We start from the raw sequence: 14,452 nt of genomic DNA on the forward strand, positions 1-14,452 counted from the left end.
GATTAGCACCAGCTTTACAATACAGGCTGACGATATTGACCTCACTTGTTGTTCTTTGTGCTTCCAGCTGTAACAATGCGTGTATAACATTGAAAGTCCGACAAGGCGATATCCGATTCAACAAAAAGACCAAACAGATCATAGGGAAGGCTGAATGGCCGATCAACACCCCCCGAAAATAAACCTCCCGGATCCTGCCGAACTGGCAGAAACCATGTCTGCAATCTCTGAAAAAAGCCAGGAGTTGATTAAAAACTTCATGGCCCGGCAACAGCCGCTGAATCCTCAGGAACATGATCCTGATCCCCTGCGGATCGGGCAAGCTTTCCTTGAAATGTCGCAGAAATTCTGGTCTGACCCTGGAAAAGCCATGCAGCTGCAGAGTGATCTCTGGCAGGGGTACAGCACTTTATGGCAGGAAACCGCGAAAAATTTCCTCGCTTCGAGCCAGGCGACCGGGCAGACAGATACCGAAGTGACAACCGAAAAAACCGAGATCAAATCCGGGAGAACCAAATCCAAGGGTGATCGACGGTTTCAGGATGAAGCCTGGGAGAACAACCCCTTTTTCAACTTCATCAAACAATCCTATCTGCTCACCTCTGAAACCCTTCACAAGTCAGTCACCAGTGTTGATGGCCTGAACAAACAGGATGCCCTGAAGGTTGATTTCTATACACGCCAGTTTCTTGATGCGGTTTCCCCAAGCAACTTTCTGATGACCAATCCCGAAATTTTGCGGGCAACAACAGAAAGCGGCGGGAAAAACCTGCTCCAGGGGCTCGAAAATCTGATCGGAGATCTTGAAAAAGGCCGGGTCAAGATGACCGATGAAGACGCCTTTACCCTGGGGGAGAATGTAGCGACCACCCCCGGCAGCGTCATTTATCAAAATGAGCTGATGCAGCTGATCCAGTATAGTCCGACGACGGAGCAGGTTCACGAGCGCCCCCTACTCATTCTTCCTCCCTGGATCAACAAGTTTTACATTCTGGATCTGAAGGCCAAGAACTCTTTTGTGAAATGGGCGGTTGAACAGGGCTTCACTGTTTTCATGATCTCCTGGATCAATCCCGATGCCAAACTGGCAGAAAAGTCTTTTGAAGACTATATGTTGCTAGGACCTCTGGCGGCACTTGATGCCATCGAGCAGGCAATCGGAGCAAAGGAAGTAAATGCCATCGGCTATTGCCTCGGCGGAACACTGCTGGCCAGCACACTGGCCTATATGGCAGAGAAAAAAGACAAGCGGATCAAGAGCGGGACCTTCTTTGTCACCATGACCGATTTTTCCGAAGCCGGAGAACTACGGGTCTTTATCGACGAAGATCAGATGGTTTCGCTTGAGAAGCGCATGACAGAAAAGGGTTACCTTGACGGCGCGGAAATGGGCACCACCTTTAACATGCTCCGGGCCAACGATCTGATCTGGTCTTTTGTTGTAAACAACTATCTCCTGGGGAAAACTCCCTTCCCCTTTGATCTGCTGTACTGGAACTCGGATACAACCCGCATGCCAAAAAGCATGCACAGCTTCTATCTGCGAAAAATGTATCTGGAAAACAAACTGGCCCAGCCCGGCGGCATTGTGCTCGACGGTGTGCCGATTGACCTTGGCAAGATAACAGTCCCCAGCTTTATCATTTCGGCCAAGGAAGACCACATCGCGCCGTGGAAATCGACCTATGCCAATACAAAACATTTTTCCGGAAAAAAAGAGTTTGTCCTGTCAGCCTCGGGACATATTGCTGGCATTATCAACCCGCCTGCAGCCGGGAAATATTCTTATTGGACCAACAGAGACACCCTCGCAGATCCCGATGAATGGCTGGGCAAGGCAACAGAAACACCGGGTTCCTGGTGGCCGCACTGGGCCCAATGGGAAAAAAAGAACAGCGGCAAACTCGTCGATGCCAAAACACCGGGGACGGGCAAACTCAAAACTATTGAACCTGCACCCGGCAGTTACGTCAGGATCAGGTAGCCCGATCTAAGAGTGTTATTATCTTTTCAGATACCCAAAAAACATACCTCAAAGAAAAACCGTCACAGCAGACAATGCCATGACGGTTTTTCATTGAGTACATATCGTCACACGACAAATCAATACACCTCACTCAACCGTTGGCTTCACTCAGGGGGCATTCGATAGCTTTTTCCCAACTCGGCATAATTTGAAGCAGAATAACGGATCCCCTTCTGCTCTTCGTCGGAAAGGTCTCTGAATTTTTTTGCTGGTGAACCGGACCAGAGCTCTCCCGTTGGCACTGTTTTGCCAGGTGTCACCAAAGCCCCGGCCGCAACCATCGCCCCACTCTGGACCGTAGCCTTGTCCATAACGACAGCCCGCATCCCGATAAAGGCGTTGTCTTCGACACTACAGGCATGCAGCAGTGCCGCATGACCGACAGTCACACCATCACCAATAAATGTGGGAAGTCCCCCAGCTGTCACACGATAATCTCCGCCTTCACGGTCGTGATTGACATGAATGATGGTACCATCCTGAATATTCGTATTTTTGCCAATGCGAATCGCATTAACATCTCCCCGCACAACACAACCGTACCAAATGGAAGAGCCCGGGCCGATTTCAACATCCCCGATGATGACAGCCGTCTCGGCAATAAAGGCTTCAGGTGAAATTTTCGGGAAGATCCCCCGATAGGGAAGAATCAAAGCTGCCACAGTGTCCTCTTTTTCTCTGTTTTTTTGTTTCATGAACCGACAAGAATCCAGCTTAACAAACAAATGCTTTTGTTATATAAGCAAAAAGGGGATTCATATTTTTACCCTTTTTCAACCTCTTTAAATCCATATATAACACCCGATACGAGATTAATCTGGAGCGCAGAGAATATGTTTAGGGGCAAACACGATATTTTTATTTTGGCATTTGCTGCCGTTATCGGCCTTAATACCCTTCTTTTTTCCTCCCCCAGTCACGCAAGAACCAATGAACCCAGATGGTATCAACAACAGGTCTGCCTTGCTTCTGCCTATAAGGAAGTAAATGAGCCGCAGAAAGCGGAAACTCATAACGCGAAGGCAAAAAAATCCAGAAGCAAACTTGCCAGCGCGGGTGTTCCTGATTCACATATTCGGGAACTGGCAAACCGCACTTTGAAAATGCTGCAGTTCGGCATCCAGGGCAATCGTGAAGCCCGCGGCCCGCGGCTCTGTGAACAGTGGTATCCGGTTGGCTGATTGCCTTGGGAAGCTTCCAAGACAAGGGGAAATCTTCCAGAATAAAGGACGGCAAGGACGGCATTGCCGTCCTTTTTTATTGATGGCTGCCCCTGAGACTACCCGACTTCCAGCCCGGCTTCCTCTGGTAAGCCCAGCATCAGGTTCATATTTTGAACAGCAGCCCCTGATGCCCCTTTTCCAAGATTATCAAGACGTGCAATCAATACAGCCTGCCCGATCTGGTCATTGGCAAATACAAAAAGTTCAAGTGCATTGGTGTTATTGAGACTGTCGGGCCGCAGAAAGGCACCACGTTCCAGAGCCTCAGCTGTATTCAGCTCCTGAACCTTAACAAATCGGGAATGCCGGAAATGGTCAACGAGGGCCTCATGAAGGGCTTTACCCGTTGTACCTGATTTCAGCTGGGCAAAATGCAGGGGAGCAGAAACCAGCATTCCCTGAGCAAAGTGACCGACAGAAGGTATAAATAAAGGACGATTTTTCAGACCATTGTGGATCATCATCTCCGGGACATGCTTGTGTCCCAGTCCGAGGCCATAAGTTCCATAAGGCTCAACATCGCCTTCTTCATGAATCGCTATCAGGGCCTTGCCGCCACCGCTATAGCCGGAAACGCCCTGGACACTGATATGCGCGGTGTCAGGCAATATGCCCCGTTCAACCAGTGGCTTGATCAGGGCAATCGCCCCAGTCGGATAACAACCGGGGTTACTTACCCGTTTCGAAGAAGCAATCCGCTCCCGATGTCCTTCTGTCATTTCCGGAAAGCCATAAACCCATTCAGGATCAACCCGATAGGCTGTACTGGCATCAATAATCCGGACATCAGGATTCTCAACCAGTGCAACGGCTTCGACAGCCGCTTCATCTGGCAGGCAGAGAATCACCAGATCAGCAGAATTCAGTAACTGCTTGCGGGCTTCGTTATCCTTGCGCAACTCGGGAGCAATAGAAAGCACATCAAGATCCTGACGCGCTTCAAGACGCTGCCTGACCTGAAGTCCGGTTGTCCCTGCTTCGCCATCAATGAATATTTTTTTGCCCGTGCTCATGAAATAAGTCCTGAACCAGTAACTGAAAAAACAAGCATAATACCTGTAGCCAAGCCAACATAATTACAAGGAAAATTAAAATCTGAAACCGTTTTTCTTTACCAGGTTAATCAGATTACAAAGCCATGGCTGCTTCCCGGTTAAACGGAACTGAAAGAAGTAAAACCGCAGCTTCTCCAACACTCAGTCAGTTAGGCACTATTTCAACTTCAAGCCTTCTGCATTTCCATTCTTGCGACCAAGGACGACCGCAACAACCTGTCCGCGTGTCTGTGATCGGGTCGAGACAAAGTAGTGTCTATCCCCGAGAGCATAAACCAGAAAACAATTATCTGGCTGCGGCACCAGGGTCTGGTAGGAGAAACAGACCAGCTCATTCTTGACCTGCCAGTTCCCCTGGGTCAGCTGAATAAAGTCGTAATAGGCCACACGACCATCACTGCTGATATATTCTACCCAGCGTGTGTCTTTTTCAGGCAGATCATCCCCGGGGGCTGCTGTCTCCCTGGCAACATTACCGGGTGTCCCAGGTTCCGAAAGATATTTGCCATAGAGAGTATTTCCAGATATTGCCCCGACAATCTCGTTTTCGGGTAGAAGGTAGGCCCCGGCAGATACCAGTTCCGTCTCTGTGACGAGTATCCGGTCACTCTGCGGCTGGGTCGTCACACAGGCCCCAACAGCAAAGAATGCAAACAGAGAAACACATCGCAGTATCACGATAAGGGATCGAGAATATTTCAAGTTCATCACCCATCCTCATCCGGATCATGGCCCTGAAGTATAAATCAGTTTGACCAGAGTGATAAGGACAAAGTCACTCCTGCCCTCTCAATCGATCGGGCATCTTGTTCTCAAATTCACTGATTTCTGCCAGCAGCCATTTACGGAACAAGCGTCCATCCGGCGTCAGCTCTCTCACCGCAGAAGACACCAGATAGTAAGAAAAAGGCGACTTCGTCCATTTACTCAGGACCGGGACCAGGCGTCCTGAAAGGACGTCATCTGCGATTAGAACAGAGCGCCCCAACATCAGGCCCTCGCCATTACGCGCCGCATTGATCAATAGGTGTGTATCACTAAAAGAATAGCTGTCATGATCAACTGAATTTTCTTGTGCAAAATCATCCAGCCATTCTTCAAGACACAAGCGGATGCCCTCAGGCCCTCCCGCATCTCGTAACAGGGTGATCCCTGAGAAGGCGCCTTCTTCGGTTAACAAATCAGGATGGCAGGCAGGGCCGACCATTTCCTCCATCAGCAGTTCGGACGTCAGACCTTTGTAGTTTCCCGGTCCATAGCGAATGGCAAGATCAACAGATCCATCAGAGAAATCCACAAGACGGTCAGATGTCAGAATCTCCAGCTGTATCGAGGGGTGCGCCTTCCTGAATTTTTTCACCCGCGGCCCCAGCCACTCTGCGGCAAAAGAAGGTAAGACGGACAGACGAAGCCTGCGCGGTGCTTTTTTGCTTTGCAAACTTTCGGTCATTTCATCCAGTTGATCAAACATCACGGTTAAGCCGGACAAATAGGATGTACCCGTTTTTGTCAACTCGATGAAATTAGCCCCCCGATCAAAAAGCGAAAGCCCCAGCCACTGTTCCAGAGAGCGAACCTGTTGACTAACAGCAGAAGCCGAAACAGACAGCTCCTCGGCTGCCAAAGAAAGGCTTCCGGTTCGTGCTGTTGCCTCGAAGGCTTTCAGGGCATTCAAGGGAGGAAGTCTGCGTTTCTTTAGCATAAGAAAATCTTATTCAGCCTAATATCTTCTGCTTTTACATCCGGGGAGTTTATCGCCACCTTAGTTCTAGCAGATCCTGTAGTGGATGATAGAGGGATAATCATCAACGACATCGCCGTGTCGAAGAAATGATCCCCTGTTTGTCATGACAGACCTGAACTTTACCCGCAAACAAGCAGGAATTAAAACAATGCAACAGCCACAGATCAACTCCGGTATACTTCAAATGTCTCTGGCGATGGTCCTTTCCGGTTTCATCGGCCTGTTTGTTTTTGAATCCGGACAATCCCCCTTTAATGTTGTCTTCTTCCGTTGTGTCTTCGGGGCTACGGGACTTGGCCTTTATTGCTGGTACAAGGGCTATCTAACAAAAGAAGTATGGGTTGCGCGAAACATCACCCTAGCCCTGCTCGGCGGCGCCGCCCTTGTCTGTAACTGGATACTTCTCTTTTCCTCATTCGAGCTTGCTTCAATCTCGGTCAGTACAACCATTTACCACACCCAGCCCTTTTTTCTGGTGATTTTCGGTGCCATCTTTCTGGGCGAAGCCTTCAGTCTTAACAAGATGATCTGGTTGATTATCGCCTTTAGCGGCCTCGTTCTGATCGTCAACCCGGATACAGAATCATTTGCAGGAAACATCGAGATGCTCAAAGGCGCTGGCCTGGCACTGGGCGCTGCCGTCCTCTATACCATCACCACCATCGTCACCAAGCGTCTGAAACAGATGAAACCTCATTTAATTGCTTTTCTGCAGGTCAGCCTCGGGGTTGTGATGCTGGCCCCCTTCGTTGATTTATCAGCAGCCCCGAGTGATGTTGCGCCCTGGGGATTCCTGATTGCCCTTGGTTTAATTCATACCTGTTTCATGTACATCATCATGTATTCAGCCTTTCAAAAACTACAGACACCGGTTATTGCCGTCCTGTCTTTTATCTATCCGGTTGTTGCCATCATCGTTGACTATGTTTTTTACGAACAGAATCTCAGCATGATGCAAATTTTGGGAATTGTCCTTATTCTGCTCAGTGCAGCTGCAGTCAATCTGGGTTGGAAACTGCTTCCCGGCAGGAATGTTCCCGCAAAAAAAACCGCTTAACTCTCGTCGCGGACAAGAAGCGCTGGTTTGCCAATCACTGGAAATGGGGATTATCGGCAAACCAGCGCTTTACATAATCAACAAACTTTCTGAGCTTCAGTGGCAGATCCTTCTGATAAGGATAAACAATAAAGATCGGGAACGCCTCCAACTCATAGTCCGGCAACAGTCTTACCAGTCGTCCCTTTTCAATCTCATCACGAGCCAGATAAGAGGGAAGTTTCGCCACTCCTGCCCCCTTGAGGACCGCACTTTTCAACATGGGAAAATGATGTACAGACATTTTACCCTCAATCGGGATGACATGACTGCTTTCCTCCTTCCAAAATCGCCAGAGTGCCGTATCCAGATTGCGCGCATTTACCAGGCAGCTGTGAAAAGCCAGATCAGTTGGCTGTTCTATCGCTTTTTTACCCGCCAGATATTCAGGTGCGGCACAGACATAGTCTCGCCATTCCCCAAGCCTGATGGCAACAAGGTCATCATCCAGCTGCGTGGTTGCCCGGAGCGCCACATCAATCTTTTCAGCCTGTAGGTCCCTGATCCGGTTATCAAGGTCCAGCTCAAAGCGTACAGCCGGGAAATCAGCCATGAAGCCAAAGGTAATATCTCCGAGGAAGACCTCTCCAAAAGATATCGGCGCGGAAAGACGGAGCTTGCCCGAAACATCTCCCTTTAAAGCCTCCAGTGCTTTTTCCGCTTTCAAGGCTGTCTGAGTGATATCCCGGCAATATTCAAAAAAGGCCTTCCCGGCTTCAGTTGTATCCAGCCGGCGGGTCGTCCGAAACAAAAACTGGGTCGAGAAGCGCTGCTCCAACCGCGACACCAACTGACTGACATGCGCTTTTGAGCACCCAAGCCGCTGAGCCGCTTTGGTAAAACTTCCTTCTTCCACCACAGCAGCAAACACAGCCATGGCTTCAAGATGCGCCATATTATCACTCATTTAAAAACAATCCGTTCAGAAAATTTACACTTATCATATCAGATAAAAACAATATCTTGTTACATATCTTAACAGGAGACAGAACATGAAAATCGTACTCGTCGGTGCCAGCGGCATTATTGGCAAGGCTGTATTGGCCGAACTCAAACAACGCCATGACGTTATTACTGCGTCCAGAACGTCCGGAGATATCCAGATAGATATCAGCGATACAAAGTCCATTCTCGAAGGCCTCGCTTCTGTCGGTGCCTTCGATGCTCTGGTCTCGGCAACAGGGTCTGTACATTTTGGCGACTTTAATGAAATGCAGGAAGAGGAGTACCAGATCGGTATCGCTAACAAATTGATGGGACAGGTCAATCTGGTTCTGATCGGGCGGGAATTCATCAACCCAAATGGTTCATTTACGTTAACCACGGGCATATTGAATCGCGATCCGATCCGCTATGGCAGCTCGGCTTCCATGGTCAACGGGGCTCTGGATGCCTTTGTCAAAGCCGCGGCGATTGAAATGCCCAAAGGCCTGCGTATCAACAGTGTCAGCCCGACAGTTATCACAGAAGCAATGGGCAAATACGCCCCTTATTTCAGAGGCTTTGCTCCTGTATCAGCTGAACTTGCAGCCCTTGCCTATAGCAAGAGTGTCGAAGGTCACCAGACTGGACAGGTTTACGAGGTTAACTGATCTCCCTGTAAACCGGAGAGTTCAGATAACCACCCATGAATGCTCCACAACAATCTGGAGCATTCATGATTGCACCAAAATTCAGAACAATGAATTTTGATTATAGCAGATTATCTCAAGAGGTGCTCTCTGATATCTTCCCTCAATTCCTTTTGAAAGTATCTGATATGACCATCATTCTTGCCATGTGCATCTTTGCCCTGACCATGTCCATCTCCCCGGGCCCGGTTAATATCATTACCCTGACATCTGGCCTCAATCACGGGGTGGGCAAAACAGTTCCTTTTGTCGCCGGAGCGACCATCGGCTTTACCGGGCTGCTTTTTTCTATTGGATTAGGCGCAACAGAACTGCTGTCCCGCTTCCCGGATGCCATGCGGGTTATTGGTTATATCGGTGCGGTTTTTATACTCTATATGGCTTGCAAAATCGCCTTTTCCAGCGGCACTTTATCACTGGGCTCTGAAAACAAACCCGGATTTCTTCAGGGCTTCCTGCTGAACATTCTCAATCCAAAGGCCTGGATCGCCAGCCTGGCTGGTGTAACCGCCTTTACGGTCAAGGGTGATATCTCCACCCTCTTCCTGTTTTGCGGGCTTTATTTTTTCATCTGTTTCATTGGTGTTGGTTCCTGGGCTGTTGCCGGACAACAAGCGAAGGCGCTGGTCCAAACCGAACGGCACCTTCGGATTTTCAACCTGGTTATGGGGGCGGGTCTCGCCGCTGTCGCCGTTTATCTGGTCCTTGTGTAAAACCCAGGAGCAGAGCCCAGAGTTAAAAGGTTTCTGCTTTCAGGAAGGAGGGAAAACTGATTCCGGCGGAGCCATTCAACGGCCATATCCCCCAGTATTCTGGAGAACCATCCTTAAGTCAGACCATAAAGGGGCGATAGAATTTAAAATTCTCGCCCCTTTAACAAAAATCCTTAAGCCGTAGCAACCCGCTGCCCGTATGGCCCCTCTTTCACAGGCAGGTGAATGATCGCGGAGAAAGCCCCGACACCGATACCGACCCACCAGACCGCGTCATAGGACCCATAACCGTCATACATGACGCCGCCGAGCCAAACCCCGAGGAATGAGCCCAACTGGTGAGAGAAGAAGACGATCCCGTAGAGAGTGCCCATATATTTCAAGCCATAGATTTGGGCAACCAACCCCGAAGTCAGCGGCACCGTCGCCAGCCAGAGTGACCCCATGACAATGGAGAAGATCACCACTGATGTAGGAGTCATCGGGAAAAGAATGAACAGTGCCGCGGCAATGGTGCGTCCGGTATAGATAAGGGCAAGAAGATATTTCTTCGACCACTTCTTGCCCAAATACCCAGCAAGAACAGTACCAACAATATTTGTCGCGCCAATAATGGCAATGGAAAAGGCCCCCAGTGCCGAAGTCGTGTTTACCCCAAGGCTGCGCAATACAGAGTTCGGCGGGATTGCAGCACAGACTTCAGTGATATAGGCCGGGAAATGGGCTGTCACAAAAGCCAGCTGAAAGCCGCAGGAGAAAAATCCAAGGAAGATCATGCCATAAGTTGGATCACGCATAGCCTTGCCCAGCACTGCCCCAAGGCTTTCCTGCAGCTCTGTAGTAGAGGTGAACCTTTTACTACGCATAAAGGGTAGAACAAGAAGGACAGCAATAATTACAGCCGCAAAGATCAAAAACACCGAAGACCAGGGCATGATATCCAACAGGCTGCTTGCCGCCAGAGGCCCAACGATCTGGCCAGCAGAGCCTGCGGCTGTCGCAATGCCCAAGGCAAGGGATCGGTTTTCGTCTGAGGCGCTGCGTCCGACCACGGCGAGAATAACACCGAACCCGGTTCCCGCAACCCCGAAGCCCACCAGAATTTCCAGCAGTTGATGTGCCCCTGGTGTCACAGCGTAACTGCTCAAGACCAGCCCGAGGGCATAAACGACTGCACCAAGAATAATAGCCTTGATGTCCCCGAATTTTTCAGCCAGAGCGCCAAAGATCGGCTGGCCGATACCCCAGGCTAAATTCTGGATGGCTATGGCCATGGAGAATTCGGATCTGAGCCAGCCGAATTGATCAGCAATCGGGATCTGAAACACACCAAAACTCGCGCGAATGGCAAAGCCGGTCATCAGGATCAGGCAGCCGGAGAGCAATATCGGTGTAAACAGTTCAGACCCGCCGGTCTTTTCATTCCCCTGCATCATATCCCTAACAGCCCAAGTCCCTGAAACGGTTGGTCCGGCCAGACCTGCCGGAACGAAGACAATCAAGGTACCTGAAAAGAGAAATCGCGCAAACAAAAAGGGCCACCAGAAGGCGACCCTTTTCGATAGCTGTAAAGCTGTTCTGAAGCAGATTAACGCTTGGAGAACTGGAAGCTACGACGCGCTTTTGCTTTACCGTATTTTTTACGTTCAACTGTACGGGCATCACGTGTCAGGAAGCCACGTGCTTTCAGTGCAGGACGCAGAGTTGGCTCGAAGTAAGTCAGTGCTTTGGAAATACCGTGACGAACAGCACCAGCCTGACCAGAGAGACCGCCGCCTTTAACGGTACAAATCACATCGAACTGGCCAGTACGATCAACAGTCTCGAAAGGCTGTGCGATCATCATGCGCAGAACAGGGCGTGCGAAGTAAACTTCTTCTTCACGACCGTTTACGGTGATTTTACCAGTACCTGGTTTGATCCAGACACGGGCAACGGCGTCTTTACGCTTACCAGTCGCATAGGAGCGACCCTGGGCATCAACTTTACGCTCGGCAACAACAGTAGTGTCCTGAACTACAGGAGCAGCACCACCAAGATCGCTCAAGGAATTGAGAGTTTCGTTAGCCATGGATTACTGGCTCCTCTTGTTCTTGACGTTTTTGGAAGCGATATCCAAAACTTCAGGCTGCTGCGCTTCGTGCTGATGATCAGCACCAGCGTATACACGCAGGTTGCGCATCTGCTGACGACCGAGAGGTCCGCGTGGAACCATACGTTCGATAGCTTTTGATACAACACGCTCAGGAAAACGACCTTCCAGGATCTGACCGGCTGTACGTTCCTTGATACCGCCAGGGTGGCCGGTATGCCAGTAGTACTTCTTGTCAGCGAGTTTGTTGCCGGTAAGAGCAACTTTCTCAGCGTTGATGATGATAACATTATCACCACAATCCATGTGTGGTGTATAAGTTGTTTTGTGTTTCCCGCGCAGAATTTTCGCGACCTCAACGGCCAAGCGACCGAGGACGACGTCTTGAGCGTCAACCACGAACCACTTTTTTTCGATATCTGCGGGTTTAGCAGAAAAAGTTTTCATATAACAGAGCCACTGCATACTGTTTAATAAGGGGCAAGACACTGAATGTGTTCTTGCGTGGCTGGTTTCTAATACAAGCCGACAATGCTGTCAAACAGTTTAATCCAGCACTCCAAAAAATATGCATTTAAAATCAATAACTTAAAAATGAGGTATTAAAACACCTCACATTTATTCGTTTTTTTGACTTTAGTAATGAGCTATTTCCTGCAATCGATGAATTCAGTTGCAAGATATAACCCTCCCGTGAAATATGCTGCTTTGTATAAAATAGAAAATATGGAGACTTTATGCGATCCACTTCTGATGTTGTGGTTATCGGTGGCGGTATTATAGGGAGTGCAGCAGCTTATTTTCTAGCAAGCTCTCCTGATTTTAACGGCACAGTTACAGTGGTCGAAAAAGATAGCAGTTATCAAAAGTGTTCGACTACACTTTCAGCAGCCTCAATCAGGCAGCAATTCTCCACCCGGGAGAATATCGAGATTTCCCTTTTTGGCATTCAGTTTCTGAAGAACCTGGACAGTTATCTCGACACAGCAGAGTCTCTGGCAAATAATAACCAGCTCGATATTGGCCTGCAGGAAAAGGGATATCTGCTTCTGGCCAGCGAAGCCGGAACGGATGTTCTCCAAAGAAACAACAGACTACAAACAGAGCTGGGAGCTGATATCTCTCTCCTGCCTCCTCCGGCGCTTAAAGAGCGCTTTCCCTGGATGAACTGTGAAGATCTTGCTCTGGGATCTTTGGGTAATTCTGGAGAAGGCTGGTTTGATGCCTATTCCCTGCTCCAGCTTTTCAAGGCCAAAAACAAAACCTTGGGGGTCAGCTACATCAATGATGAAGTCATCGGCTTAAAAACCGAACGACAAAACGGCTCTGGACAGATTACGGATGCCGAACTCAAAAGCGGCAGCATAATTTCGGCAAAATACTTTATCAATGCCGCAGGGCCTGCCGCTGCCTCTGTTGCCTCGATGGCCGGAATAGACTTGCCAGTAGAAAGCCGGAAACGCTGTGTGTTTGTCTTCAACTGTCGAGAAGAAATCACCCACTGCCCGCTTGTCGTCGATATCAGTGGTGCCTATTTCCGTCCGGAAGGTCATAACTTCATCTGCGGAATTTCCCCCCAGGAGGAGAATGACCCTGTCTCTACAGATTTTGACGTCGACCACAGTTTGTTTGAAGAAGTCCTGTGGCCAACTCTGGCGCACCGCGTCCCCGCTTTTGAAAGTATCAAGCAGGTCAATGCCTGGGCAGGGCATTATGCCTATAATCTGCTGGACCAGAATGTCATTCTGGGCACAGCACCCCAGATAAACAATCTATTTTTTGCCAATGGTTTTAGTGGACACGGCCTGCAACAGGCCCCTGCCGTCGGACGGGCTCTGTCAGAATTGATCCTCTATGACGGTTTCCGAAAACTTGATCTTTCTGTGTTCAATTTCGAGCGCATATTACAAAAAAAACCGGTTAAAGAACTCAACGTTATCTAATAATTAACCAACTTAATGCCGCATAAGCCATTGAATAAAAACAAAACTAAAAACAATCAGGCTTGTGCGGCCACCTTCCTGAGTAACTCGGTCACTTTCTTACCATTATTTTGCCCCAACACAGCGACAATTACCGGGCCTATTATAGCTCTATGGCAAACTATACCCAAATATACAGCACCAATGATCAGGCAGGTGCGGCGCAGATCGAGCAGATGAGAGCTCTCGAAGACATCGATGTTGATCGCCTGGTCTGGGATGTGGAATACCGCGAGGTTATCAAGGAATCCCTGCGTGGCTCTGCGCCATCGGACCTTTCCAACCAGAATGATGAAAGCGGTTATTACCCTCTCCAGCGACAGGCCTGAATTCCTGCTACAAAACTGCCCCGCTGATTGCCCCCTTGTTTCACTGAACTCCCGGATCTTCTTCCCAGCAGCTGCTCGGCCTCTATCCCTTTCGGCTTTTGGCCTTTCAGATCAAAAATGCTAGAATAGCCGAACTTTGCTCAACGATAGCAAAACAGCGTCCCAGAAACTGTCCCTCGGAGCTTCGGCGTGAAAAAACCCACCACAAAACAGCTCAACTGGCTCAAACGCGGTCTGCAACAGGCTGGCGGCAAGCTCCCTCTGTTTGACAGAAGTGGCAAACATTATGACAACCGCCTGATCCAGGCCTGTATCACCCACGGCTGGGCCGAACCCTGGTTTAACAACCCTCTCAAACCTGACTGGCTGGTCTGCAAGCTGACAGAAAATGGTCGTGCCGCCTGTACAAAGGCAATGCCCAGCTCTGATTAACCCGAGCAGAACAAACTCTCTGCTCCCTCCTCCTATTGTATTGTTTCCTGGTGCGCTGGTTCCTATTGCACTGCCCGCTATTGCACTGCAGTGACAGCTTCGTGAAAATTAGACAGAAAGATTGACGAG

Annotated in this window: 16 protein-coding genes; 8 read left to right on the plus strand and 8 right to left on the minus strand. The window is 49.4% G+C overall.

The features are described 5' to 3' along the window. The first annotated feature begins 154 nt into the window (after positions 1-154). A complete protein-coding gene (locus B152_RS0115090) occupies positions 155-1,984 on the plus strand; it encodes a PHA/PHB synthase family protein (protein ID WP_020593263.1) in 1,830 nt (609 codons plus the stop codon). Positions 1,985-2,130: 146 nt separating this feature from the next. On the opposite strand, the gene B152_RS0115095 is transcribed toward B152_RS0115090, so the two are convergent. After that, the gene (locus B152_RS0115095; RefSeq protein ID WP_020593264.1) at positions 2,131-2,721 is read right to left on the minus strand and encodes a gamma carbonic anhydrase family protein; all 591 of its coding nucleotides are present in this window, start codon (positions 2,719-2,721) and stop codon (positions 2,131-2,133) included. A gap of 138 nt (positions 2,722-2,859) precedes the next feature. Between B152_RS0115095 and B152_RS0115100 the strand changes: the two genes are divergently transcribed. Then, positions 2,860-3,207: a hypothetical protein gene (locus B152_RS0115100; RefSeq protein WP_020593265.1), complete on the plus strand. Its 348-nt coding sequence runs from the start codon at positions 2,860-2,862 to the stop codon at positions 3,205-3,207. 98 nt (positions 3,208-3,305) lie between these two features. On the opposite strand, the gene argC is transcribed toward B152_RS0115100, so the two are convergent. The 3 genes from argC to B152_RS24000 form a co-directional block, all read right to left on the minus strand. Beyond that, positions 3,306-4,262 (minus strand): N-acetyl-gamma-glutamyl-phosphate reductase, encoded by a 957-nt coding sequence (argC, locus tag B152_RS0115105; protein WP_020593266.1) that lies wholly within the window; start codon positions 4,260-4,262, stop codon positions 3,306-3,308. A 198-nt stretch (positions 4,263-4,460) separates the two neighbouring features. Further along, positions 4,461-4,931: a hypothetical protein gene (locus B152_RS0115110; protein ID WP_157231111.1), complete on the minus strand. Its 471-nt coding sequence runs from the start codon at positions 4,929-4,931 to the stop codon at positions 4,461-4,463. Between the two features lie 148 nt (positions 4,932-5,079). Continuing rightward, positions 5,080-6,006, minus strand: coding sequence for a LysR substrate-binding domain-containing protein (locus B152_RS24000; protein ID WP_020593268.1), 927 nt, complete (start codon positions 6,004-6,006; stop codon positions 5,080-5,082). A gap of 190 nt (positions 6,007-6,196) precedes the next feature. Here B152_RS24000 and B152_RS0115120 point away from each other — a divergent pair, with 190 nt between their 5' ends. Beyond that, entirely contained in the window at positions 6,197-7,105 is a 909-nt protein-coding gene (locus B152_RS0115120) for a DMT family transporter (protein WP_026261595.1), read from the plus strand. Between the two features lie 34 nt (positions 7,106-7,139). Here B152_RS0115120 and B152_RS0115125 read toward each other — a convergent pair whose 3' ends face one another. Next, positions 7,140-8,051 (minus strand): LysR family transcriptional regulator, encoded by a 912-nt coding sequence (locus tag B152_RS0115125; RefSeq protein WP_020593270.1) that lies wholly within the window; start codon positions 8,049-8,051, stop codon positions 7,140-7,142. An 85-nt stretch (positions 8,052-8,136) separates the two neighbouring features. On the opposite strand from B152_RS0115125, the gene B152_RS0115130 reads away from it, so the two are divergent. Together B152_RS0115130 and B152_RS0115135 are read left to right on the plus strand one after the other, a co-directional pair. Beyond that, positions 8,137-8,736, plus strand: a complete 600-nt coding sequence (locus tag B152_RS0115130; protein WP_020593271.1) for a short chain dehydrogenase — start codon at positions 8,137-8,139, stop codon at positions 8,734-8,736. A 167-nt stretch (positions 8,737-8,903) separates the two neighbouring features. Further along, complete coding sequence (locus B152_RS0115135; protein WP_026261597.1) at positions 8,904-9,488, plus strand: LysE family translocator; 585 nt, start codon at positions 8,904-8,906, stop codon at positions 9,486-9,488. 173 nt (positions 9,489-9,661) lie between these two features. Here the strand turns inward: B152_RS0115135 and B152_RS0115140 are convergent, their stop codons facing one another. The 3 genes from B152_RS0115140 to rplM are packed head-to-tail and all read right to left on the minus strand — an operon-like array spanning position 9,662 to position 12,027. Beyond that, positions 9,662-11,020, minus strand: coding sequence for an MFS transporter (locus B152_RS0115140; RefSeq protein ID WP_020593273.1), 1,359 nt, complete (start codon positions 11,018-11,020; stop codon positions 9,662-9,664). A 56-nt stretch (positions 11,021-11,076) separates the two neighbouring features. Then, complete coding sequence (rpsI, locus tag B152_RS0115145; protein WP_020593274.1) at positions 11,077-11,559, minus strand: 30S ribosomal protein S9; 483 nt, start codon at positions 11,557-11,559, stop codon at positions 11,077-11,079. Positions 11,560-11,562: 3 nt separating this feature from the next. Next, positions 11,563-12,027 (minus strand): 50S ribosomal protein L13, encoded by a 465-nt coding sequence (rplM, locus tag B152_RS0115150; protein WP_026261598.1) that lies wholly within the window; start codon positions 12,025-12,027, stop codon positions 11,563-11,565. A 290-nt stretch (positions 12,028-12,317) separates the two neighbouring features. Here rplM and B152_RS0115155 point away from each other — a divergent pair, with 290 nt between their 5' ends. From B152_RS0115155 to B152_RS0115165, 3 genes are all read left to right on the plus strand, one after another. Next, positions 12,318-13,523, plus strand: coding sequence for an NAD(P)/FAD-dependent oxidoreductase (locus B152_RS0115155; protein WP_020593276.1), 1,206 nt, complete (start codon positions 12,318-12,320; stop codon positions 13,521-13,523). A 152-nt stretch (positions 13,524-13,675) separates the two neighbouring features. Further along, entirely contained in the window at positions 13,676-13,891 is a 216-nt protein-coding gene (locus B152_RS0115160) for a hypothetical protein (RefSeq protein WP_020593277.1), read from the plus strand. A gap of 189 nt (positions 13,892-14,080) precedes the next feature. After that, positions 14,081-14,323: a hypothetical protein gene (locus B152_RS0115165; RefSeq protein WP_020593278.1), complete on the plus strand. Its 243-nt coding sequence runs from the start codon at positions 14,081-14,083 to the stop codon at positions 14,321-14,323. The last annotated feature ends 129 nt before the right edge of the window (positions 14,324-14,452 follow it).

It is taken from the genome of Kiloniella laminariae DSM 19542, assembly GCF_000374005.1.
In the GTDB taxonomy this organism is placed as follows: domain Bacteria; phylum Pseudomonadota; class Alphaproteobacteria; order Kiloniellales; family Kiloniellaceae; genus Kiloniella; species Kiloniella laminariae.